Annotated in this window: 17 protein-coding genes and 2 pseudogenes; 7 read left to right on the plus strand and 12 right to left on the minus strand. The window is 40.5% G+C overall.

The window, feature by feature from the left end:
• The first annotated feature begins 126 nt into the window (after positions 1–126).
• The gene (locus A9479_RS10050; RefSeq protein WP_013462899.1) at positions 127–429 is read left to right on the plus strand and encodes a YkgJ family cysteine cluster protein; all 303 of its coding nucleotides are present in this window, start codon (positions 127–129) and stop codon (positions 427–429) included.
• A gap of 32 nt (positions 430–461) precedes the next feature.
• Here the strand turns inward: A9479_RS10050 and A9479_RS10055 are convergent, their stop codons facing one another.
• From A9479_RS10055 to A9479_RS10065, 3 genes are read right to left on the minus strand one after another with little or no spacing between them, the layout of a single operon-like run.
• Positions 462–1,826: a TrkH family potassium uptake protein gene (locus A9479_RS10055; protein WP_016899131.1), complete on the minus strand. Its 1,365-nt coding sequence runs from the start codon at positions 1,824–1,826 to the stop codon at positions 462–464.
• Between the two features lie 2 nt (positions 1,827–1,828).
• Positions 1,829–2,482, minus strand: coding sequence for a TrkA family potassium uptake protein (locus tag A9479_RS10060; protein ID WP_016899132.1), 654 nt, complete (start codon positions 2,480–2,482; stop codon positions 1,829–1,831).
• 11 nt (positions 2,483–2,493) lie between these two features.
• Positions 2,494–3,948 (minus strand): TrkH family potassium uptake protein, encoded by a 1,455-nt coding sequence (locus A9479_RS10065; RefSeq protein WP_064663341.1) that lies wholly within the window; start codon positions 3,946–3,948, stop codon positions 2,494–2,496.
• Between the two features lie 205 nt (positions 3,949–4,153).
• Here A9479_RS10065 and A9479_RS10070 point away from each other — a divergent pair, with 205 nt between their 5' ends.
• The 4 genes from A9479_RS10070 to A9479_RS10085 all read left to right on the plus strand — a co-directional run bounded on the left by A9479_RS10070 (position 4,154) and on the right by A9479_RS10085 (position 10,054).
• On the plus strand, positions 4,154–5,479 hold the full coding sequence (locus tag A9479_RS10070; RefSeq protein ID WP_064663342.1) for a DUF4118 domain-containing protein: 1,326 nt from the start codon (positions 4,154–4,156) through the stop codon (positions 5,477–5,479).
• On the plus strand, positions 5,472–6,140 hold the full coding sequence (locus A9479_RS10075; protein WP_024602614.1) for a response regulator: 669 nt from the start codon (positions 5,472–5,474) through the stop codon (positions 6,138–6,140). Before A9479_RS10070 ends, A9479_RS10075 begins: the two co-directional genes overlap by 8 nt.
• Positions 6,141–6,384: 244 nt before the next feature.
• Complete coding sequence (locus A9479_RS10080) at positions 6,385–8,499, plus strand: ATP-binding protein (protein WP_231893559.1); 2,115 nt, start codon at positions 6,385–6,387, stop codon at positions 8,497–8,499.
• A gap of 19 nt (positions 8,500–8,518) precedes the next feature.
• The gene (locus A9479_RS10085) at positions 8,519–10,054 is read left to right on the plus strand and encodes an HD domain-containing phosphohydrolase (protein WP_033103016.1); all 1,536 of its coding nucleotides are present in this window, start codon (positions 8,519–8,521) and stop codon (positions 10,052–10,054) included.
• 51 nt (positions 10,055–10,105) lie between these two features.
• Here the strand turns inward: A9479_RS10085 and A9479_RS10090 are convergent, their stop codons facing one another.
• The 4 genes and pseudogenes from A9479_RS10090 to A9479_RS10105 form a co-directional block, all read right to left on the minus strand.
• Positions 10,106–10,723 carry a glutathione S-transferase family protein gene (locus A9479_RS10090; RefSeq protein WP_033103015.1) on the minus strand — a complete coding sequence of 206 codons (618 nt, stop codon included), beginning with the start codon at positions 10,721–10,723 and terminating at the stop codon, positions 10,106–10,108.
• 48 nt (positions 10,724–10,771) lie between these two features.
• The gene (locus A9479_RS10095; RefSeq protein WP_013462909.1) at positions 10,772–11,800 is read right to left on the minus strand and encodes an NADP-dependent oxidoreductase; all 1,029 of its coding nucleotides are present in this window, start codon (positions 11,798–11,800) and stop codon (positions 10,772–10,774) included.
• 172 nt (positions 11,801–11,972) lie between these two features.
• A pseudogene (locus tag A9479_RS10100) lies at positions 11,973–12,146 on the minus strand (GNAT family N-acetyltransferase); the annotation flags it as partial.
• Between the two features lie 278 nt (positions 12,147–12,424).
• Positions 12,425–12,733: pseudogene (locus A9479_RS10105) on the minus strand (GNAT family N-acetyltransferase); the annotation flags it as partial.
• Positions 12,734–12,886: 153 nt separating this feature from the next.
• Here A9479_RS10105 and A9479_RS10110 point away from each other — a divergent pair.
• Positions 12,887–14,092, plus strand: a complete 1,206-nt coding sequence (locus A9479_RS10110) for an anhydro-N-acetylmuramic acid kinase (RefSeq protein ID WP_064663343.1) — start codon at positions 12,887–12,889, stop codon at positions 14,090–14,092.
• A 35-nt stretch (positions 14,093–14,127) separates the two neighbouring features.
• Here the strand turns inward: A9479_RS10110 and A9479_RS10115 are convergent, their stop codons facing one another.
• Complete coding sequence (locus A9479_RS10115; protein ID WP_064663344.1) at positions 14,128–14,613, minus strand: hypothetical protein; 486 nt, start codon at positions 14,611–14,613, stop codon at positions 14,128–14,130.
• A gap of 429 nt (positions 14,614–15,042) precedes the next feature.
• Between A9479_RS10115 and A9479_RS10120 the strand changes: the two genes are divergently transcribed.
• Positions 15,043–17,298: an EAL domain-containing protein gene (locus A9479_RS10120; protein ID WP_064663345.1), complete on the plus strand. Its 2,256-nt coding sequence runs from the start codon at positions 15,043–15,045 to the stop codon at positions 17,296–17,298.
• Between the two features lies 1 nt (position 17,299).
• Here the strand turns inward: A9479_RS10120 and A9479_RS10125 are convergent, their stop codons facing one another.
• Genes A9479_RS10125 through A9479_RS10140 form a run of 4 tightly spaced genes read right to left on the minus strand, consistent with a single transcriptional unit; the run spans position 17,300 to position 23,108 of the window.
• Positions 17,300–18,307, minus strand: coding sequence for an L-threonylcarbamoyladenylate synthase (locus A9479_RS10125; RefSeq protein WP_033103010.1), 1,008 nt, complete (start codon positions 18,305–18,307; stop codon positions 17,300–17,302).
• A gap of 8 nt (positions 18,308–18,315) precedes the next feature.
• On the minus strand, positions 18,316–19,113 hold the full coding sequence (locus tag A9479_RS10130) for a DUF6671 family protein (RefSeq protein WP_064663346.1): 798 nt from the start codon (positions 19,111–19,113) through the stop codon (positions 18,316–18,318).
• Between the two features lie 3 nt (positions 19,114–19,116).
• Positions 19,117–21,543 carry a DUF2309 domain-containing protein gene (locus tag A9479_RS10135; protein ID WP_064663347.1) on the minus strand — a complete coding sequence of 809 codons (2,427 nt, stop codon included), beginning with the start codon at positions 21,541–21,543 and terminating at the stop codon, positions 19,117–19,119.
• Positions 21,540–23,108: an NADH-quinone oxidoreductase subunit L gene (locus tag A9479_RS10140; protein ID WP_013462918.1), complete on the minus strand. Its 1,569-nt coding sequence runs from the start codon at positions 23,106–23,108 to the stop codon at positions 21,540–21,542. The genes A9479_RS10135 and A9479_RS10140 overlap by 4 nt, the downstream gene beginning before the upstream one ends.
• Positions 23,109–23,147: the final 39 nt, after the last annotated feature.

Below are 23,147 nucleotides of genomic sequence, written 5' to 3' on the forward strand. Positions count from 1 at the left end.
TCAGCACGCTTTTTTAGTGATTAGTTAATTACAATATAACGATGTTTAATATCTGACGTTATTTTACTGTCACCCTTGCCTCGCTCGTGTATCCTATAGCTTGTATATCATTTATCAAAAGTCTGTATGCCAAACTCAATCATTGCTGTTGAAAATATCAATACCCAACCAGTCACTTGCGCTAACTGCCAAGCGTGTTGCTGCCAATTAGAAGTGCGTATTGTCACTGATACCGGTGTTCCTTTTCGATATATTGATTACGACAAATGGGGCAGTGAGGTCATGAAGCGCGGCGATGATGGCTGGTGCGAAGCACTTGATAGAAATACCCTCATGTGTACTATTTACGAAAATCGCCCATTAACGTGTCGAGAATTTGAAATGGCATCGGGTGAGTGTATTACTGAGCGGGAGCTAGCGGGTATTTAAAACGCGGGCTGATTAACCCGCGTGAATGTTTGTTAGCCAATAGAGAGTTGCGCGCTTGGGTATCTGAGCTTTTTAGTGCGTGGACTTGCTAAAAAATAGGCGATAGTGAGCGGACCTATTCTGCCCATGAACATTAAAAACATAATAATAAACTCTCCCAGTGGTGATAGCGAGGATGTTAAACCACGTGAAAGCCCTACCGTCCCCAGTGCAGATACCGCTTCAAAAGCAACATCTAAAAAAGGCGCATCTTCGACGACCAGTAAGGTAAAAATAGCTAACCAAGTGACTCCTGCTGAAATAATGGTTAAAGCTAATGCTTTATACACAGATTCTTTGTCTATTTCTCGGCGTAACACAGTGACGCCTTTGTCACGTCTTAGGTAGCTATAGGTTGCTAAAATTAAAACGATAAACGTAACGACTTTAATGCCACTTGCGGTACTTAAAGAGCCGCCACCAATAAACATAAGCATCATAGTTAAAGCGGTGCTGGCATTTTTTAATTCTTCAATAGCAATGGTATTGAATCCCGCAGTACGGGGAGTGACAGCTTGAAACCAAGCAGCTAACCATTTACCTACTTCAGACAGTGGTTGCAGTGTTTTTGGATTATCGTATTCAATCGCGTAAATAAGCAATAATGCAATAACGTTAATAATAACTGTGCTGATCAACATTAATTTACTGTAGGGACTGAGCTTTGCCCAACGCTTTGATTTATATAAATCCATTAATACGGTAAAGCCAAGCCCACCAATAATAAACAAACCGGTAATAGTTAAATTCACAACGGGGTCTTCAACATACTGCATTAAGCTGTTAGGACTCAATGCAAACCCTGCATTGTTGAAAGCGCTAATGGTATAAAAAAGAGCATGAAAAAAGCTTTTCTGTAAACCCATTTCAGGTAGCCAATACAGCGTTAAAATAACAACGCCTATAGATTCTACGATTAGTGCAAACAGCAAAACAGACTTAGCGGTATTGACCAACGTAGATGTATCTGTTTGATTAAAAGCAGCTTTGGTGACTGTTTTTTGAATAAAGCCAACTTTATTACCTAGTGCCATTAAAGTTACAATCGCAAAGGTCATTAACCCCAGACCACCCAGTTGAATTAATAACGCAATAACGCCTTGTCCAAAAGGGGTAAACACTGAACCGGTATCCACTACAACCAGTCCAGTTACAGTCACCGCAGAGGTTGCCGTAAACGCACTTTGTATCCATGAAATAGGCTCATAGGTTGCAAAAGGCAGTTTTAATGCCAATGCCCCTAGCGTTATTAATATTAAAAAACTGCAACATAAAATAAGAGGCGGAGCCGCATTGATTTTTTTATGCCCACTGACTTTGCGCTCAATAGGCGTTTTGAGAGGGTGCCATAAAACCATGATTATAAGAGCCTTGGAGCTAGATAGTTTAATTCGACTCGGCTACCTGATAGCAGTAAGGTGTCGTGGGTATGTAACTCAAAGTCGTCATCAAGTTTGACAAACGTTTGCTTGGCGCGCTTTACCAATAGAGGGTCTACAGTGCCTTTTATTTCTCTGAGTAGATGCCCTAGTTTTGTTTTATGTAGGTGAGCTTTTATACTTACTTCAACAACGTATAAGCCATTGCCTAATGAAATATAGTCGTTCACTATCGGGTAATTAAGCGCTTGTGCAACGCGCACCCCCATTTCTTCCTCAGGGTGAATAATGCGTGTTACACCTAATTTAGAGATAATAGTGTGATGGGCTTTAGTACTCGCTTTTACCCATATTTGCTCAACAGCTAAGTTTTTTAATGCAAGCGTGCACAGAATGCTCGATTGCATATCTTCCCCTATCGCCACTAAAACAGCCTGACTACTCGCTAAATCAAGCTCTTTAAGTGCGGCTTCATCGGTGGAGTCGCAAACGACGGTTTCAGATAAATGCTCAACATACTTTTCGGCGAGTTTTGGGTTACTATCTACGCCAGTCACTGTGTGTCCTAAATGAATTAACTCAAGACTTGCTGCAATGCCGAAGCGACCTAAACCAATCACTGTAAAATGTGCCATATTATTCCTCGTTATTTTTTCCAAAAGCTATGAGTAAAAAGTGCAAAAACAGTAAAATATTCTAACCGGCCCACGATCATAGCGACCGAGAGTATCCAAATACCGGTATCTGAAACGGGTTGAAAGTTAGCGCCAACTTCACCAAACCCAGGGCCAAGTACATTGACGCAAGCAGCTACCGCAGTAAATGCACTCCAAAAATCAAGACCCGTTGCCATAAGTAACATTGTAAACAGTAAGCTTGTACCAACAGCAAAGGTCATAAATGCCATAATTGCATGGCGTACATCTTCTTTAACGGGCGAACCTTGATATTTAAGTGTAAATATCGCTCTTGGATGAAGTAGCTGTTTAATATTGTTATTAATCATTCTGCCAATAATAATGTTACGAATTATTTTATTTCCGCCAGCGGTTGAACCTGCGCAACCACCAAGATAGCCAGTAATAACCAGCAAAAACCCAGCCTCAGCTGGCCAGTCAGTAAAGCCTGCTGCGCCATAACCGGTGCTGGTAATAAAAGAAATAATATGAAATGTGGAGAAACTAAATGCTTCAAGTACATTTGAGTAGCTGTCTTTAAGCAGCAACATGGTGGTTAAAAGAACTGATAAAAACACGACGATATAAATAAAATAACGTGTTTCTTCATCGTGATAATAACTAGTAATGGCTCTTTTGTGCGCCACTTTGAAGTGCAAGGCAAAGTTAATCGCACCTGCAAGCATAAAGACATTAGCTATCCACAGCAGTAAATGGCTGCGGTAATACCACATACTGGCATCATGCGTTGAAAACCCCCCAGTTGAAACTGTGGTAAAGGCATGTGCAATCGCATCGTATAAACTCATTCCGCCAGCGTAATAGGCTAAAATACAAAGTAGCGTGATTGCAAAGTAAACACCCCATAAATAATGCGCGGTACTGGCAACGCGCGGAGTTAATTTTTCGTCTTTAATGGGGCCTGGGGTTTCTGCTTTTAATAATTTCATGCCACCAATATTCAGCATAGGTAAAATAGCCACTACAAAAATTACTATGCCTAAACCGCCCATCCATTGTAAAAATTGTCGATACAATAAAAAGCTAGCAGGCATGTTATCGAGCCCTGATAGCACGGTTGCACCAGTGGTAGTTAAGGCGCTAATTGACTCAAATACTGCATCGCTAAAGTTAACGCCAGTGACAACCAAAATGGGAATAGCGCCTAACACACCGGCTATAATCCACGTTACTGTGGCGTAAATGAGTGCATCTCTGAATGTTGCGCCGGTATAATCTGTTTTACGTAAATTGATAAGTAGCACTAAAGCGACTGAGATCATCGTTGCGCCAGAAATAAGAAACGCACTAATAACGCGATCTTTAAAAATAAATAATGAAAGCGCTGCGAATACTAGTTGCACCACTCCCATCCAAATAATAGGAAAGGCGAGTAGTCTTAAGGTGATTTTCCAATTTATCATCAATACGCCTTATCAAATACCTATTGCAGGTAACACGCAATCACTAAAGTTGAGTTGAATATACGGGATCAAATACTAAAGTCAGCGCTGCACTACAAAGCTTTATAAAGATTTAACGAACGAGATAAAAAACTTTATAAAAACTTTATAGAGGCAATATCGAAAAGGCAGTAACCTAAGTGCTCAAATGTTAGAGGAATAATTAATGAATCAGGTCGAGGCCAAACCAAGGTGGTATAAAGCATTTTTTTTGGCGGTAATAATGCCATTAATTGTGGTTATGGCCATTTTCCCTGTTCGTAACTGGTTTACTACTACCGATATTGTAATGCTTCAGTTATTGTGGGTGACTTGGGTTGCTGTACGTAGTAACCGTCGCCTTGCGATACTGACCACCTTAGTAAGTGTCGCATGTACAGATTGGTTTTTTGTTGCCCCTAATTTTACTTTTCATATTGAAAACATAGAATATTTAGTAACTTTTATTGTTATGCTAATTGTTGGTTTTGTGATCAGTCAATTGGCGGGAGAGCTCATTACTAAAGTCAGAGATGTGCAATTACACGCAAGTAATAGCCGCACCTTGTATGAACTGGCAAAAGACCTAAATAGCCTAGATACGCTGGACGAACAAAAAAAGTACTTTGTACAGCGGATCGGTAAGCATTTAAATGCATCTTGCACATTTATGCCTGCAGCACCGCGAGGCAACAGTGAATTTATATTACTTAGTGAGGCTAACCCGAGCTGGGGCGGGTTTAATTTTACTAAACGGTTAACGCAAGGGCAAAAAGCCTTTGCTGATACCGCTATTTCGCTGCTTTATCAAGTACATGAAAAAACGTTATTACGCCAGCAGTCGGCTGCTATTTCGGTGCAAGCGGAATTAGAACGCGCTAAAAATGCACTTTTACGTAGTTTGTCACATGATTTACGCACACCATTGGCAACTATTATGGGCGCATCCAGCATGCTTGCAGATGATGAAATTACCCTCAGCGACAGCGTGATAAAAGAGCAAGCGAGTAATATTTATGAGCAAAGTAAAATACTTAATCAGCACTTTGATAAAGTCATGGAGTTAAGCCGAGTTAATAAAATGGGTGAAAACCTATGTTGGCAAACAATAAACTTACAAGCATTACTCAGTGAAGCCAAAGCTCGCAGACAGCAGCAACTCACTCATTTTGTTATAGATACCAATATAGACGCTCAGTCAAAATGCGCAGGGGATGTGACTTTATTAGAAATTGCGCTAGCTAATATGCTCGAAAATGCATGGCGTTATGGTGATGGGAAGGTGAGCGTTGAATTTACTCAAAGTAGCAATCAGCAAAAGGTATGTTATCAGTTACTTCTCACTAATAACGTGATCACTAAAGCGCAAACAAGTAGCGATGAAGGCGTTGGGCTGGGCAGTATTATTTGTGATGTAGTGGCTAAATTTCACCAAGGTACATTTACATTAACAATTAACAACGAGACACAGATGGCGTACGCAAAATTGATCTGGGAAAAAGACAATGACTAAAATCTTAATATTGGAAGACTCTCCCCCTTTACAAAGCTTTTTAAAAACCTTGTTGCAAGCCAGTGGTTACGAGCTAAGTATTTGTGATAAAGGCTTAGATGGTTTTGCACGTTTAAGTGAGCAAAGTTATGATCTTGTGTTATTAGACTTAGGCTTGTTAGATATGGACGGTCAAGACTGGCTGATTGAGTTTCGACAATGGAGTGCCTTACCTGTTTTGGTGCTGTCAGCGCGAGATGGCGAAGTTGAAAAGGTAACCGCGCTTGATAATGGAGCAAATGACTATATTACCAAACCGTTTAGCGCGAATGAGTTACTCGCCAGAATTCGGGTGTTATTGCGCACCCAAAGTCAGCCGAGTGTGGCGTTTACCTGTGGGAATATAAAAATAGATCCACAAAAGCACATAGTAACCACCTCAGGGAATGAGATAAAACTGACTAAAAAAGAGTACGCAATATTATTATTGCTGTTTCAAAATAAAGATAAAGTACTCACTCATAATGCAATTTTAAGCCATATTTGGGGAGCGCAGTACATAGATCGTCCTGAATATGTGCGGGTACATGTAGCGCAGCTCAGACAAAAACTAGAAGCTAACCCTGCTAGTCCAAAATACATATTAACTGAACCCGCTGTGGGTTATCGGTTGGTCGATTAAACAATAAGAACTTTACAGTCTGCTCTACAACTCAGCGAGTCTGATAAATTATATAAATAACGCTTTTGTTTCCAAGCGATACTCTATTTAACAACCTTGTCCGTTATATAGCGGGTATTTTAATACCCCGCTTCTGCATTAATTTCTACACAATTGATTTGCCTAGAAAGTTTTTATAGTCTAATTTTTAAGCTTAATACTTCAGATCCTCAGGATGTTGGCTTGCTTGTTTAAGCCTAAAATTATGCGACTACCACTCATACACTCTTTGCAAGGAAAGATGCTGCTGTATTTGGCATTGCCCGTCATGCTCATTATTGCCAGTATCTTGAGTTATTGGTATTCAACTAGCCTTAATCAGGCTGTTATACAAGCAAAACTAAATTTAAGCCAGACGGCAGATACGATTGCCGCGAAGGTAAATGAAGAAACGCAATTAGCGGTACGCACTACAGAGATTATGGCCTTAGCACAGCAAAATGGGTTGTTTGGTAATAGAGAGGCAAGTATTAATTTTGTTCGTGCAGTGCTTAAAATGAACCCTTCATTTGTGGGGGCTTCGTTTGGTTATGAGCCTAATGCCGATAATCAAGATCAAGCCTATATTAATGCTCCACCGTTAAAAGAGGGCGTTTATGTAGACCAAACTGGCCGTTTTTTACCTTATTGGCATCGTGATTTTAATGACTCTGAACGTTTGTTACTTGAGCCCTTGGTCGATATGGAATCAAGTCTTTATTATGAGGGAGTACGTCAACAGTTTTTACGTGATGGTAATACCGAGACGATGATCACTGAGCCCTATGTTTACGAGGGAAGAATGCTGGTTGAACAAAGTTCGCCAATTATTATTAATGGCGAATTTGTCGGTATGGCAAGTGTAGATAGAGCACTTGCTGATATAACGGAATTCTTACAAACCATAAAGCAGCAACTAAAAATTGATGTTTTGTTACTCAGCCAACGTGACAACGTGATTGCCACGACATTAAATCATTCAGGACTAAAAACGAAAGCCATTTTAGACACAGATTATGCAAGTATAGCCAAACAGCTAAAATCACAGGGGCAAGCAAGAGAAATATTATCTGCTAACGATCCTTTTGATTCTGGAATATTCTATTTTGATAAAGCCAAGGTTGCCACTGGGCATTGGACAGTGATAGTGCGTCGCTCTGAAACCGATATTATTGGGCCTATTCAAGCGCAATTTAGCCCATTATTGGCAGCGGCTTTTGCAAGTGTATTACTGGTGTTTTTACTCTTTTGGTATTTTATTAACCGAACAACCAAGCGTATTAATATTGCGATTAAATCTGTTGAACAGCTAGCTAATGGAGATTTATCTATTCATGTTCAAAAGTATATGACTCAAAAGGATGAGCTTGGCACCATGTTTAGAAGCTTTGAGCGTTTAATTAAAGCCAGTAAAGATATTGATCAGGTTTGCTCTGCGATTGCAGCTGGGGATTTTTCTCAAACAGTTTCTAAGCGCAGCCCTTATGACAGTTTAAGTGATTCTATTAATTTAATGTCGAGTAAACGCCATGAGGCAGAGCAGGCTCTACTTGAGCAAACCATAGAGCTTCGTCGCACTCAGCAGGAACTTGTTGAAGCAGAGAAAATGTCTTCACTTGGAAGTTTAGTCAGTGGTGTGGCACATGAGGTGAATACACCGTTAGGTGTTTGTGTTACAGCGACATCTCATTTGCGAGAAATGTTAATCGAAACTAAAAACAAAGTGGCTTCTGGCACCTTAAGTAAAACAGAGTTTAGTGAGTTTATTAGTGAAGTTGATTTAAGCTGTGACATTTTGCTAAAAAACATGCAACGTGCCGCTGATTTAATAAGCAGTTTTAAACGTGTAGCGGTTGATCAAACAACCGAAGAATTACGTAATTTGTATGTAAGTAGTTATTTTAATGAGGTGCTAAAAAGCCTCTATCATACCCTTAAAGCAACACCGGTTGATATTACCATTAGTGCAACGGAGCCTGAGCCAGAAGTGTATTCTGATCCTGGTGCCTTAGCGCAAATTTTCACTAATTTAGTAATGAATTCAATTATTCACGGTTTTCAAAATGGTAGAAAAAAAGGGCAGATAAGTGTTCATATTGAGTACTCAGACTCTGTCTGTATTCATTATCAAGACAGTGGTCAAGGCATGACAGATGAAGTTCAGAAAAAAGTGTTTGACCCGTTTTACACTACAAATAGAGCGGGTGGCGGCAGTGGCTTGGGGATGAATATTGTTTATAACCTCGTAGTTCACCGCCTGAAAGGGCAAATTGCAGTAAAGCAAAAAGAATCCACAGGCGTTTATTTTTTCATTCAATTTCCGGTAACGCCACCGAATTAATTAATAGCAGGGTGTGTTTATGGAGTGGTTACAAGATGATGTAGTGTCAGATAAAGCGGTTGCCAACAGCAATGCTAAGCCATGGAAAATCTTAATTGTTGATGACGATGACTCTGTGCATCAGGTAACTCAACTTGCAATGAAGCGCTTTGAATTTGAGCAACGCCCTGTTGAGCTACACAGTGTTTACAGTGCATCTGAGGCGAAAGAGAAACTACAAAGCTCAGAACGTTACGCATTAATTTTACTAGATGTCGTAATGGAAACAGAACATGCAGGATTAGATCTTGCGCGATTTATTCGCCAAGACTTACAAAATGGTTATAGTCGAATTATTTTGCGAACAGGTCAGCCTGGGGTTGCGCCTGAGCGCAGTGTTATTCGCGATTATGATATTGATGGCTATAAAGCGAAGAGCCAACTGCAAAGCCAAGATCTTGAATTGATTTTTTATACCTCTTTACGAGCCTACCGCGATATTTGTATGCTACAAACTCACCGCTATAATTTAAAAAGACTAATAAAAGCTATCTCTACCATTACCCAAATTGGTGACTTGGTAGAGTTTACCTCTGTTGTCATGGAAGAGTTAAAACTTGTACTGAATATGAGCTCGGCCAATTTATATATTGATGCGCCTAAAGTATTTGGTATTTGTCAGTTAGATGAAAAGTTGCAAATGATTGAAGGGGAAGTCTCAGGTATACATCTGTTCACGGGAAGTGGTATTGATAGTATTCCGAAAAAGCATCAAGAGTACTTTTTAAGGGCGAAACAAACCAAGCAGAATTTTATTGCAGAAGATCATTATGTTTATTTTCATCATTCACAAAAAGGTCTAGATTCAATACTCGCATTTCAATCATTGCAACCGGTTAAAAAAGAAGCGCAACAGCTTGTTGACTTGTTTTTGGGCAATGTTGTTCTCACATTTGAAAGTTTATTATTAGCTAATTCAATTGAAGAAACCCAGCAGCTGGCTATTTCACTGATGGGAGGTGCCATGGAGTCGCGCTCCAAGGAAACGGGATCTCACGTAATTAGGGTTGGCTTATATGCAAAATTACTCGCGCAGCTGCATAATCAAAATCAAGCGTACTGCGATAAAATTAGCCTAGCTGCGCAATTACATGATGTAGGAAAGGTAGGGGTACCAGATCTCATTTTAAATAAGCCAGCAAAATTAGATGCTGACGAGTGGGAAATTATGAAACAGCATACCACTAAGGGCTGGGAAATTCTCAAAGGGACAGCTAATCCTGTTATTGATATGGCTGCAAACATTGCGATTGATCATCACGAGCGTTGGGATGGAGCCGGTTATCCGCACGCAAAAAAACAGCAAGAAATCAGTTTAGAGGGACGAATTACTGCGATTGCTGATGTGTTTGATGCGTTATGTTGTCGCCGTTGTTATAAAGAGCCTTGGAGTATGGATGACGCAAAAGCGGAAATAATTAAAGGTGCAGGTAATCATTTTGATCCAAACTTAGTTGCACTTTTTGAAGCACATTTTAATGATTTTAAACAAATCTACCTGGATAGGCCTGAATAGAAAAGCGGGCATCGCTTTGACTGTGAAACCACAATCAAAGCGAAAGGTAGGTTAGTCGTACTTGGCTTCTAACTCGTTAGCGGTATGAAATTTTTCATGAGATTGTAATTGCTCATCGTATTTAACCAGGTTTTTAAAGTGCTCTAACTGGCCTGCATTTTTAACGATTTCAACAATAAACGACATCATAAAATCGGCACCGGTTAGGGTCTCGCCCACTAAATAACGCTTGCCTTCAAGACGGCTGTTAAAATAGCCAATCACTTTAGCGGTTTCTGCATCAGCATAGCCCTCTAAAAACTGGGTTTTAGCACCATCTTTTTGCACAAACATTTTGAGTAAAAGCGGTAAAATTGCTGAGCTTTCTGCAAAATGTAGCCATTGCTGGTAGTCAACGTAATCAGGGGTGCCTGCTTTTGGGGCAAATTTACCTTTGCCATATTTAGTGATCAGGTAATCTGTGATAGCGCCAGACTCGGCAATCACTAAGCCATCATCTTCTATAACTGGCGATTTACCCAGCGGATGCACATTTTTAAGCTCATCAGGGGCTAAAAAAGTCTCAGTGTTACGTTGGTAAGCAACAATTTCGTAATCGACCTCAAGCTCTTCTAGTAACCAAATAATACGTTTAGAGCGAGATTTATTTAAATGGTGTAGTTTAATCATTTTCTTCCTTATTGAGCTGTGTTGAATTACAACACAGCCTGAATGTTATTATAGTGGGCTGTTAATCTTTACTACGGTTTTACCAAAGTTCTTCCCACTGATCATGTCGTTAAATGCACTGATGGTGTTTTCAATGCCTTCTACCAGATGTTCGCGGTATTGAATTTTTCCGTCTTGTAGCCATTTTTGCATGTCTTGTGCAAATTCGTCATAGCGGTGGCCATAATCATCAAAAATAATAAAGCCTTGCATTTTGATGCGCTTAGTTAGTAATTGTCCCATTAACATGCCCATTCGGTCTGGGCCCTCAGGCAAACTGGTCGCATTATATTGCGATACCAAACCACAGATAGGAACGCGCGCTGAGGTATTAAGCAAAGGTAATACGGCGTCAAACACTTTTCCGCCCACATTTTCATAATAAACATCAATGCCTTGGTCACATGCTTTTTCTAATTGCTCGGCAAAGTCATCGGCTTTGTGATCAATACAGGCATCAAAGCCTAGCTTTTCAACGGCATGAGCACATTTTTCGCTGCCACCGGCAACTCCAACCACTTTACAGCCTTTAATTTTAGCAATTTGGCCAACCGTTGCACCAACAGGTCCCGTTGCTGCTGCAACGACCACGGTTTCACCTGCTTTAGGGGCGCCAATGTCGAGTAAACCCATGTAGGCGGTAAAGCCAGGCATACCCATAATACCCAATGCATATGAAGGGTTTGTTGGTTCTTTACCTAATGACATTAAGCCTTCGCCATTTGAGATGGCGTAAGTTTGCCAACCTGTGTACGCTAATACCCATTCGCCTTCGCTAAATTTATCGTTTTTAGATGTTTCTACTTGGCACACCGTTGCACCAACCATTACATCACCAATTTCGACAGGGTCGGCATACGATTTAGCATCGCTCATACGGCCACGCATGTAGGGGTCTAATGATAAGTAAATTGTACGCAACAGTACTTCGCCCTCTTTTAACGATGGAAGCTCTTTGCTTTTAAATTCAAAGTTGTCATTGGTAGGGGCGCCATGTGGGCGCGAGGCTAAAGTAAATTGACGGCTAGTTGTAGACATAAAAATCTCCAAAATAAAGTGAAAAAACCACCTATTACCGAATGTTTAAGCTTTAAAACAATACACGGCTCAACAATAATGCGCGGATAGGCAGATAAAATTTGTACCTTGATACACGAGCTTTGGGCGAGAGGGGGTTAATTCAACCTTTGCAAACATTTAATTAGAATAATTACTCTGTTTTTAGCATGCTAAATATATGGCTATCAAAATAGTGACCATTTTTATAAATTGCTTGTTTTAAAATAGCCTCGGTATTAAAGCCACTTTTAAGCAGCGCCTTTATTGAGCCCGCATTACCAGCAAATACAGCCGCATAAATACGGTTTAAATTAGTACTTTTAAACACTTCTTTAGAGTCTATTGACCTTTGCGGATTACAATTTGTTCAAACTAGGGGCGGTTTAATCGCGGCGCGAGGTTTGTAACCTAGTGGGCTAAGTCAAAACCGAGCAACAAAGAGTAAATAGCCCCTAGGCAGAACCCGAAGGGCAGCGCCTGTTTAGCATTAATGCTGCGTTATCGCCTATTTATGTGGAATAACCACACCTCATAGGCTCTGCCTTGCCTAAATACCAAACAGACTGTTGCAAATTTAACCTTGAAAGGTCAACAGACCCTAATAATCAACCCAATGGCTTGGGTGATAATACCTTGCCCCCAATATTGCTGACTAAGCCAATAGCCTATTTCGCCACTGCGGCTATACTCAAATTCACCAGGAGTAATACCAATACACCCAACGCACAGGCCATCAACTTCGATGGCTTTAATGATGCCACATTTTGCTCCCTCGTTTACCCACCAATTCGCATCTGCCTGCGTATACGGAAATGGAATTTTAGAGGATAAATAGCGTGCTACTTGCTTATCGTTCAAAATGGTTACTATTTGAAAGGTATCGTGTTGCTTGAACTCACGTAAAATCATCATATGGTAAATAAGTTTATTATTATCAACCAATAACCTAGCAAGCTTTAGGCGTTTAAACAATGAAACTATCTTTTTAAAATTAAAGTGTATACAGCTATAACTTTGCTTTAAACTCTTTTAAAATATAATAAAAAGTACCTACACAGAGTCACTATGCACCCACACATTGCCGCCCTTTATAATAGCGCTAAAAAGCCCAGTCGTTTAATTATTGGCCTAATGAGTGGCACCTCTTTAGATGGTTTAGATGTGGCGCTATGTAAAATAACCGGAGCGGGTTTGCATACCCAAATAGAGGTATTAAAATTCACCACGGTTGAGTACAAGGACGAGTATAAAACTAAAATAAAACAGGTGTTTGCTAAGCGCGAATGCGATTTAGAAGTGCTGACTTTGTTACATCCGTGGGTAGGTAAACTCCATGGTGCTATGGTTAATCAGTGTTTAGCACTGTGGCAAGTAAATCCAGCCGATATTGATGTAATAGCCAGTCACGGGCAAACTATTTATCATTGCCCGCAATCCCAACATAACCACCACGATTTTAAAAATGGCACGCTACAAATTGGCGACAGCGATCAAATAGCGGTTACTACAGGCATTACCACGATAGGTGACTTTAGGCAAAAGCATATTGCTGCTGGTGGTGAAGGCGCACCATTAGCTGTGTATGGAGATTATTTGTTTTTTGCCAGCCCAAATGAAAATCGTATTTTACTCAACATGGGGGGCATTGCTAATTTAACATTTTTACCTAAAAACGGCGATACTGGAGCGGTCTTTAGCTCTGACATTGGCCCTGGCAATACTATTATGGATGCTTATGTACAGCATTATTTTAAAGGGCTCCATTATGATGAGGGAGCTAAACTTGCCAAAGCTGGTAAAGTGAATACAAAGCTTCTTGCTGCGCTTACCGATAACGCGTTTTTTAAATTACCTCTGCCTAAAACAACCGGACCTGAGGTGTTTAATTTAGCTTATTTACGGGAGGCACAAATGCATTCAACGACACAAAGACTAAACCACGAAGATGTTTTAGCGACTTTAAATGCCCTTTCTGCCACTACGATTGCTAAGGCATTAAATGACTGTGCTCAACATACTCAAGACTGTGTAGTGTATGCCAGTGGTGGAGGTATTCATAATCCATTATTAATGGAGCAATTATTGATGCACTGCCCAAACATTAAGGCGTTTAAAAACACCGAGAGTTTAGGCGTAAATCCTGATGCCAAAGAGGCCGTGCTGTTTGCTATTTTGGCAAATGAATGTTTGGCTGGGCAACGTCAAAGCTTAAATAATAACAACCAAGGGATTTTAGACATAACTATGGGTAAAGTGAGCTTTGCTGATTGAGTAATAAAAACCAGTGGAAAAGTGTGCGCCAATAACTAAAAAAGCGAAAGTAAAGCTGTTCCCATATTAGCGAAATACTGACGTACCCGATGCGGCCTAGGCGGCGCTATATAAGTTGCAGGTGCAGTATAACCACTACCAAATTGGTTAATATGCATATCAAACTGCAAACTATTTTTTAACGTGCCGTGCTTACCATGCAAAATCATTTGCATCACAAAATCATGACTATGTGCTATTTGACTCAAAGTCAGGTTGACTCGCCCTTGTTCTAAATCAGATAAATTGAGTGTTTTTTCTGTGTAGTATTGAGCCGCTCGTGCATTTGGCTCAGTTGCGCTTAGCGAAATAATATCACTTTCATGAGCAGCCTCAGGTAAAACGCATTGCAGTGTGATTTGATGCTGACAGTTAGCATCCTGCGATAGCGTTTCAAATTCCATGCTGTGGCTCATTGCCGCAGACATAGGATCTTCAAATGACGGAAGTGCAAAGGTAAGTTGCACTATAGATTCGCTCATGAGGGGCTTCAAATGCTATTTTTGATTAATAATGCAGCTATTATTACCGATCATTATTGCAAAATTATGACTAAACAAAACGACTTCATACATGAGCTGGTTTAAATTACATTTTACAACTAAAGCTATTGTTTTAAATCAATATTATATTTAATAAATAAACTACAATAGTCGCTTAATAATATCGTTTATTAAATGCAAGGACACAACGAGGCCTTAGCTTAGCAATAACAATAATGCTTTTATCGAGCTTGCTGGTTGTTAATTAATGTTGCCTTTATTGTTAATTAAAGGTGTTTATTTGTGTGTATTTTCTTAATTTTGCAATAAAATTGCTTGAAAAAAAACCAAGCTAGCCATAAAGTGCTTTTAAGAGCCCAAATACATAACACACTACCAAACAGGTTGTGGCGGGGTTGTGAGAATTAGATGGCACTAATAAAAAATAATTTATGGAAACTCTTCTGTTTTTTGCTGTTGGGTGGCTTAATTTTATTAAGCGTGCTTTTGGTTTACGAGTGGAAAAACATCAAAAAAGATTACCGCACGAGCTCCCAAAATCGTGTGGAATTTTCTGCGCAAGCACTTAAAAGCACCCTTAGAAATAAAGAGCTGATGCTAGATTTAATTGGTAGAGATATTCTCTCTAATAATAATTTACATGAAAAAACGTCGACAATTAAACTTCTTGATAATATTTTGCTCGAAAATCCCGTGTTATTAGGCTTTGGACTGTTTAATCCGCAAGGCGAGATTATTTATTACAGCTCAAACTTAAACGCTTCAACCATGATCAACCTGAAAGAAAATAAAAATACACGCCAAAGCTTTGCGCAAACCCTCGTATCAGACAAAATGGTATTAGGACAGACTTACTTTAATGAATCTTTACAAGAGTGGGTCATCCCAATAAGAAAAGCATTACGCGATAAGAGCGGCACAGTAATCGCGGTTATGACGGCAGGTATGGCGGTGTCGAGAGGGACTAAGTACTTAAATATTTTGCAAAGTAATCGTGATGATTACATCATGCTAGCAAGAGAAATAGATGGCTTTATTCAATACAGCTCGATTAGAGATGCAGATATAGCAAGTTATATAAAAACCCAGACTAAAGAGGTATTGGGGTTATCGGGTAATGCTTTGATAGAGCAAACAGGTAAAACAAAGCAAACACTTAAATCTTCCGAGGAAGTGTTTAGCATAGAAACGACGGTAAAAGGCAAACCGTATATCACCTCAGCAAAATTTGATAACCGTTATCAGTTGTGGACTCTGTCACAAATGGCGATGCAACCAATAAAAAATCTGTATTATTGGAAAGTTGGCTTGTATGTCCTAGTTTATGTGTTTATTTGTATGGTGCTATTTTTTGGTTTTAGGCTTATTGCACGTGCTGAAAAAAAGCGTATTGATGAGCTATTCCATCTTTCAAGACATGATGATTTGACCAAACTCCCAAATCGAAAAGCGTTACGAGATAGCTTTGAAGAGAAAAAAGAAACATCGTTTAGCTTAGCAATCATTAACATTACCAACTTGCGTTCTATGAATAATCGCTTTGGCATGGAGTTTGGCGATAAAGCGATAAAAACCTTTGCTGGCTTTTTAAAAACAACATTTTTATCACCCTATTTAGTATTTAGAAATAGTGGGAATGAATTTTGTATTATTGCACCTCACACTTTTGATGAGCAAAACAGACGTGCATTCGAGCATATTTTAGAGTCAGCAATCCAGCAATATGAAACCAACAATAGTGAACGATTACTTAATATAAGTGTGGGCATAGCCTGTTATCCAGAGCATGGTATAACAAAGAGTAAGCTCGTACGAAGTGCGCATTTAGCTAACCAGTGGGCAAAAGATACCGGCCAATGGCTGTGTCATTATCATGCTGATATTAAACAAGCTTACTTACGTCGTTTAAAAGTAGAAGAGCGTCTTAATATGGCGTTAAACGAGCAGTCATTGTCTATGGCGTATCAGTGCCAAGTAAATGAACAGGGTAAAATCCATGCTATGGAGGCGCTCATTCGTTGGCAAGATGGTGAGCTTGGTATGGTATCACCCGCTGAGTTTATTGCTATTGCAGAGCAAAGTGATTTAATTTTTAAAATTGGTGACTTTGTTTTAGCGCGATCTATTGGTGAGTTTGCAAAAATGCAGCAACACAGCGATACCCCTCTTGAATTGGCAATAAACATTTCAGTAATGCAATTTCAAAGTAGTGTATTTATTCCTACATTATTACACAGTTTAGAGACGCACAATGTTACTGCGCAAAGTATCATTTTAGAAATAACAGAATCCCTCTTTATGGATAATCTTGAACATGTGATTGATACGATTAAGAGCTTAAAGTCACGTGGAATACGCTTTTCAATGGATGATTTTGGCACAGGCTATTCATCACTGAGTCTTTTGAGACGCTTACCGATAGATGAACTGAAAATAGATAAGAGCTTTGTTGATGATATTTTGGTGGACTCTAAATCAAATAGTATGGTGCAAAGTATTATTGCAATTGCCAACAGCCATAACTTAAGTGTTATAGCTGAAGGCGTTGAAGAACAGGCACAGTTTGATATGTTAGTTGATATTGGCTGTAAACGTTTTCAGGGGTATTACTTTTATAAACCAGTGGCAGCAGCAACGGTTATTGAATACCTAACGGTTAATTAACTTATCCTGCAAATACTGTGGTGGCACGGCTAAGGCGGTCATTCACAGCCCCCCACTCACTGCTTACTGGCGGCTTTTCGATATAAATATTCATCGGTGTTGTCTCATCGATATAATGCAGCGTTTTATACATGTTTTTAGCATACTCAACAGGGCAAGCACTTAGCTTAGTAATGTACTGAGGCGAAATGTGATTAGCTAATAACTGTTGCTCTGCCTTGGTTGAATAGATTAAATAATGTGTTTGCAAATGCGGTGTTTTACTCAAAACACTTGGAAAATCTGCGCTATTAATAAGTGTTGCAGGAGCATGTGGCTGGTAATGCGCTTTTACATTGCCAGGCACTGCCTCATTGTGTGAAAGCGGTGTAGTGACATTCAGTCCGGTTTTTTGCAAAATATCTGCAGCGGATATAGGTCCTGGGCGTAAAATGCGAAGCTGCTCAGTGGTGGCATCAACAATCGTTGATTCAATACCCACATCACATTGACCGCCCTCTAATACCGCGCTAATTCGGCCATTTAAATCGCGCATAACATGGGCTGTATTTATTGGGCTTAGTTGTTTGTAGCGATTAGCTGAGGGAGCTGCAAGCCCAGTATTTAATTGTTTTAAAACGGCTAAAAATTGCGGATGTGCTGGTACGCGTAAACCAATGCTATTCAAGCCACCTGTTACAGGGCTATTTAAATTATCTTTTGCATTTAAAATAAGTGTGAGCGGGCCTGGCCAAAAGGCTTCAGCAAGTGTAATCGCTGCCTTATTTACATTTTTTGTCCAGTGGTGCACATGTGATAGTTCAGGAATATGCACAATTAACGGGTGGTTTGTCGGGCGTCCTTTCGCGGCAAATATTTTTGCTACAGCATCACTATTGCTCGCATCGGCAGCAAGGCCATATACAGTTTCTGTGGGTAAGGCAACGCATTCGCCCGCTTTTAATAGTGCCACGGCTTGGTTAATACGCTCTTCAGTATTCAATAATTGAGTAGGTTGTAATGATGTCATAATAACTCTTAAGGATTACAAAACTGGCAATACGTTGCATCAGCAACGCGTTTTTTATTCGTTTCAATGTGGCTAAAGCCGCAATTATCACACACTGAAGTAGTTGATTTCATTTGTTCTGTTGGCATATTACATAGCTCACAGGGCAAGCCTTTTGTAACTTGTTTAGCAACAAAGTTAGGGTTTTGGCACTGTGGGCATGTTGATGATAATCGCCTTGCAAGGTCTTGTGCAGCTCGGCTAATAATTACTTGGCGTTGCGGGCTATACATGGCCCTCAGATCAGGCGTGATTGTGCCTGTACTTGGCATTTTTTCTGTATATAAAGCAATAAGCGCTTTTATACTAAGCCCTTTATGAAGCGTTTGGGTGTCGTCAAGTATCCAATGTTGTTTTTCATAGCGCTGACATGCAGTAGCGATTGATTCAGCACTGGTTTCACTGCTAATGCTTAAGCTGCTGGGCGAAAATGGCCCGCCAGCATATCCATAAATAGCATTGTTATTGTGTTTATCGTAAAAACAAATAACTTCTTCGTCCCAGTTCATTAAACCCGGATACGGCCCACCCCCAAAACTGCCTTCACTGCCAAGCCCAAATTGCTCGCCTGTGAGTTCACATGCGCGCTGAGCTTTTGTCAGTGCCGCTGTGTTGGCACTGCCATGACGTTGTACTTCGTGACTAAACATCCCAAGTGTATCGGTATCAAATAAATCAGTGGTGAATACCTCAAAACCAAGTGGCTCCAGAGCGGGAGTTACTAAAGGCGCCTTTTTATGTTTAGTAGCAATGACTATCTTTGGCATAGCTTATATTGGCTCATTAGAGGCTGAAATAGCTGAGAAATGTCCATTTTCGAACTGCTCTAGGGTATTATCATCGCCCCAGCGAATGAGAGTGAGCCAATGGTTATCAATCAGCTCCTTCACCATGACATGTTTGTTATAAATTGCCGCGATTGCCGATTGCGGCGCAGCAATATATACATTAAGGCGAATCGGTTCGTGCATCCATTTCTCCCCATTGTGCAGCGACTGCATGGTTAAGCCAATACGAAGGTCACCGCCATTACCTTCAAATAATCCAATATTACCGCCTACTGCATTGTGAAGTATTTTATTACCACTGCCGTATTTATGGTTGTCGGTAACCGAGGCATTATATTGACTATTGATCCAATGGGTTACTATCATGGGTGCGGTCATGATCAGTTCTAATACCGCAAATTCGTTATCGTTTTCCCATTCATAATCATGTAAAAAACAGCGTCCTTGTAAGTTAACACTGCGAGTCCATGCTCGTGGTGCAACAATAAAGGCGGCGTTATTAGCAAGCCCCCATTCTGGGCGTACTTGCGACCAATCGCGGGCACGCTGATGATAAGCATGGTTAATTTCATCCGCGGTTTTATTAACTAACTGCGGGTCGATATTTACTAAGCGTTCTTGCTGAGCGGTTTGCGTAGCAACAGTTAGCCATTTTTTTAGATTGTCATTAAGCTCGGTATCATAAGCGGTGATCACATCCGTGGTTGTATTATGAATAGCGGCAATAAATTGCGTGCTCTGTGCCAGTGTTAGCCCTCGCTCTTTAAGCGCTTGGCGTACTTGGGTATCGTTTAGTAAGTTAGCCAGCACGCGTACATTAACTTCGCCACTTTGCCCTCCACAGGCTCCACATTCTAGGCCAGCGCTGTGCAAGTTATTAGTTGTATGGCTGGCGTGGCCCACCAACATAACATGCGGCGCAAACTCTTTTATTCCTAAGGTGTTAAGCACTTTTTGAGCTAAGTCGGTTTTGTCCTTTAGGGTAAGTTGTTGCTGGTTTTGTGTTAATTGCCAGTCGGTGGTTGCGCACTTTTTAGCTTTACCTTTAGATAAAAAGGTATTTTTTATTAATTTAAATGCATACAGCCAGCCTGCTGATTCAACCATAGAAAACGATGAGGGGGCTGATTTTGACCAACTTTGCCATGTAGCACTATTTTGACGAGATGCTTCAAGCGCCGCGTCTTTGTGTGTTTGTGTGGCATGTATGGCTGGTTTGAGTAGCCCTGGTAGTTGAGGACGAGTAATTGCACTGCCATTTTCTTGATATTCCAGCGGTAAGCCAAAAAATCCGGCAAAGCCGAAGGTTTCTATATTTTTACTTTGCGATTCAAGCGCGCGGCGAATAACCTCTGAGCGTACATCAATACAAAACACCGCTTGTAATTGAGCGTTGTTCACTGGCGTTTTAGTGGCGTTTTGTAGCGCATGATTAAGCGGGTATTGATAGCTCAGCTCCAGTGCTTTTGCCCACACCCATAATGGCTTTTGTGCCAATTTGTGTGCATGCAGGCGCTCAATTACGAGTGACTTTTCTTGCTGCCACTGACTTTGTAGTTGTTTAAATGAAGCACTATCATGATCTGCCAGATACTGCCAAATAACCAAGTCCCATGCCATTCGCATGGCCAGTAGCTGTTTCATATCATCTTTGGGTTTAGCGTAAAGTTGGCCTTGGAATCGTAAATACGCCAACCACGATGCCCAACCATTAATATCTAAAAGCAGCGAATGAGCATATAACTCTAACGAGTCGTTATCTATATTAAGGGTTGAGAGTGTTAGTGCAATCAGTTCATCAGCGCAAGTGGGCAGTCGCTTAAAGTAGCCATTTAAATGCTTTTCATCCATTACAATACTAATGCCTTTATCCGCTTGAATAACGGTTAACCAATGGCGATATAAAGGTGATTGTGATGATGTGTCATCACCATGAAGCATAGGGCCAAGCTGCTGATAATGCGCGGCACAAAACTGGCTCAATTGATGGGTGATTTCATCATGCCAAGCCATTTTATGTTTATTGCGCTGCTGGTCGAGTAAATCTGCAATGTTGTGCCAATCCACTAAAGGAACATCAATGTGAAGGGTTTTTATGAGTTGCTCATGCGTAAAGTCACTGTTAAGTAACTTGGCTGCATCGGCTAAGTGGTTATCAGTAATAATGCCGTTGTCGTACTTGTGCTGATAAAAGTCTTTAGGCATTAGCATATTGGCATTACATAAGGTATCAATGCGTGCGCTTACATCTTCAATAGGAAGGTGGCGCATTTCCCAAAATGGGTTAACGGCAATCATCTGATCTAAAGGCCAGTTTGGTGCTATGTAACCGCATACTTTATTAAGTATGTTGTTTTCAGTGTCACTTAACGATAATGCCGTGTGATTTGAATGCGTTTGATTGCTCATTTTGATTCCTCAACGGTGATTCCAGCTGCATGATTTTTTAAATCGGTGTGGCCATTATTAGGTAAATTTATCGGCCATATTTTTAGGGTTAACCGCGTAAACCACTCATCTAAATACAAACCTGCAAATAATAGGGTGGAAAGTGATTTAACCTGTGGTCGCCAAGACTGGTAGCGTAAAAAGTAGCTGGCAATCATTAACGTTAAAATAAGGGCTATTACCCAGCTATCGGCGAGGCTAAATGCAGCTTCGCGCCACTGCTCAAGCTCTAGTGCTAAAGTAAATATATTTTTAGCAACCACATAACTAATAACAACTAATAGTGCGACTAGCAGTTTTTTACTGTGAGTTTGCACGCTAGAAGCGCCATGTTGGTTGGCCAGTAAAATAGTTAAAGCCGATGCTAAAAGTAGCCACACACTGACCGCGCCTTGATAGCCACTAATGGTCCATGCAGCGCTAACTAGGGTAATCGACACCAATGCCCCCGTTAACCAAGCAAAGCACGTGGGTGATTGTTTTGGAATGTGGCGGCGAATCAGATCTTCGTTTACACCGTTGCCTGAGTTTAAAAATGCAAAGGCTTTATAGGTTGAATGAGTAACAAGGTGAAGCAGAGCCAGTTCAAATAATCCCAGCGCACATTCTATGAGCATTAATCCCATTTGCGCACTGGTAGACCAAGCAAGCCTTACTTTAACGCTTATTCGGGTAGTCATTATCAAAGCGCTGATCACCGTAGTTAAACCAGCAATAATTAAAATTAACCACTGTGCAGCCGCAGCTTGAATAAACAAAGGCGCAAATAAAATTAATAAAAAGCCACCTAAATTTATCACCCCAGCATGCAATAAGGCACTGACGGGTGTAGGCACCTCAACCACTTTGATTAGCCAGCCATGCATAGGCAACTGAGCACATTTGATTAAAGCTGCAAAAGCGATTAAAAAGGCCGCGAGTTGTTCAGCCAAAGATAGCGGTAGTGTGGTGGTGTGATAAAAAGTAGTGATATCGCTAATGTATAGGCTATTGTGAGTAACCGATAAAATAATAAATGCGACGAGTAATAAGGATTCGGCTACGCGTGCCACAATAAACTTTTTATGAGCGGCGAGTACCGCACGAGGGCGCTCAGGATAAAACATTAATAGCTTGTGCAGTGCTAAACTAATTGCCACCCAGCCTAGCCAAAATAGCGCTAAGTGATTGCTCATAACTACAATCATCACTGCGGTTACGGTTAATAGCAGCCAGCGCCAAAAGTAGTTTACACGTGGCTCACCTTGCATATAGTGTTTGCAAAACCGAATTAATATTAGCGTTATGAACAGGATTAGTCCTAGCATAATAGCGCGGGTCACTGAGAGCGATAAGAAACTCAGTAAATCAAAGGCATAAATACGATAAAGTGCAACGGCACTGATAAATGCAACACTATTAAATAGCATCACTTTAAACAGTACATTGCCATTTGAGGCACAAGGTTGTCGGCCAATTAGCCACGCCGCTAAAAATGTGCTTAATGGCATCATTAGTAATAACAACGAAATAATATACTCGCTCATTCAGTGCTCCTTATTTAGTTATTGGAGTATGACAAACTA

It is taken from the genome of Pseudoalteromonas sp. MQS005, assembly GCF_001661605.1.
In the GTDB taxonomy this organism is placed as follows: domain Bacteria; phylum Pseudomonadota; class Gammaproteobacteria; order Enterobacterales; family Alteromonadaceae; genus Pseudoalteromonas; species Pseudoalteromonas tetraodonis.

Coding starts and splice junctions, on each gene's coding strand:
- A9479_RS10050 (WP_013462899.1), top strand. CDS start 127: ATGCCAAACTCAATCATTGCTGTTGAAAATATCAATACCCAACCAGTC.
- A9479_RS10055 (WP_016899131.1), bottom strand. CDS start 1,826: ATGGTTTTATGGCACCCTCTCAAAACGCCTATTGAGCGCAAAGTCAGT.
- A9479_RS10060 (WP_016899132.1), bottom strand. CDS start 2,482: ATGGCACATTTTACAGTGATTGGTTTAGGTCGCTTCGGCATTGCAGCA.
- A9479_RS10065 (WP_064663341.1), bottom strand. CDS start 3,948: ATGATAAATTGGAAAATCACCTTAAGACTACTCGCCTTTCCTATTATT.
- A9479_RS10070 (WP_064663342.1), top strand. CDS start 4,154: ATGAATCAGGTCGAGGCCAAACCAAGGTGGTATAAAGCATTTTTTTTG.
- A9479_RS10075 (WP_024602614.1), top strand. CDS start 5,472: ATGACTAAAATCTTAATATTGGAAGACTCTCCCCCTTTACAAAGCTTT.
- A9479_RS10080 (WP_231893559.1), top strand. CDS start 6,385: ATGCGACTACCACTCATACACTCTTTGCAAGGAAAGATGCTGCTGTAT.
- A9479_RS10085 (WP_033103016.1), top strand. CDS start 8,519: ATGGAGTGGTTACAAGATGATGTAGTGTCAGATAAAGCGGTTGCCAAC.
- A9479_RS10090 (WP_033103015.1), bottom strand. CDS start 10,723: ATGATTAAACTACACCATTTAAATAAATCTCGCTCTAAACGTATTATT.
- A9479_RS10095 (WP_013462909.1), bottom strand. CDS start 11,800: ATGTCTACAACTAGCCGTCAATTTACTTTAGCCTCGCGCCCACATGGC.
- A9479_RS10110 (WP_064663343.1), top strand. CDS start 12,887: ATGCACCCACACATTGCCGCCCTTTATAATAGCGCTAAAAAGCCCAGT.
- A9479_RS10115 (WP_064663344.1), bottom strand. CDS start 14,613: ATGAGCGAATCTATAGTGCAACTTACCTTTGCACTTCCGTCATTTGAA.
- A9479_RS10120 (WP_064663345.1), top strand. CDS start 15,043: ATGGCACTAATAAAAAATAATTTATGGAAACTCTTCTGTTTTTTGCTG.
- A9479_RS10125 (WP_033103010.1), bottom strand. CDS start 18,307: ATGACATCATTACAACCTACTCAATTATTGAATACTGAAGAGCGTATT.
- A9479_RS10130 (WP_064663346.1), bottom strand. CDS start 19,113: ATGCCAAAGATAGTCATTGCTACTAAACATAAAAAGGCGCCTTTAGTA.
- A9479_RS10135 (WP_064663347.1), bottom strand. CDS start 21,543: ATGAGCAATCAAACGCATTCAAATCACACGGCATTATCGTTAAGTGAC.
- A9479_RS10140 (WP_013462918.1), bottom strand. CDS start 23,108: ATGAGCGAGTATATTATTTCGTTGTTATTACTAATGATGCCATTAAGC.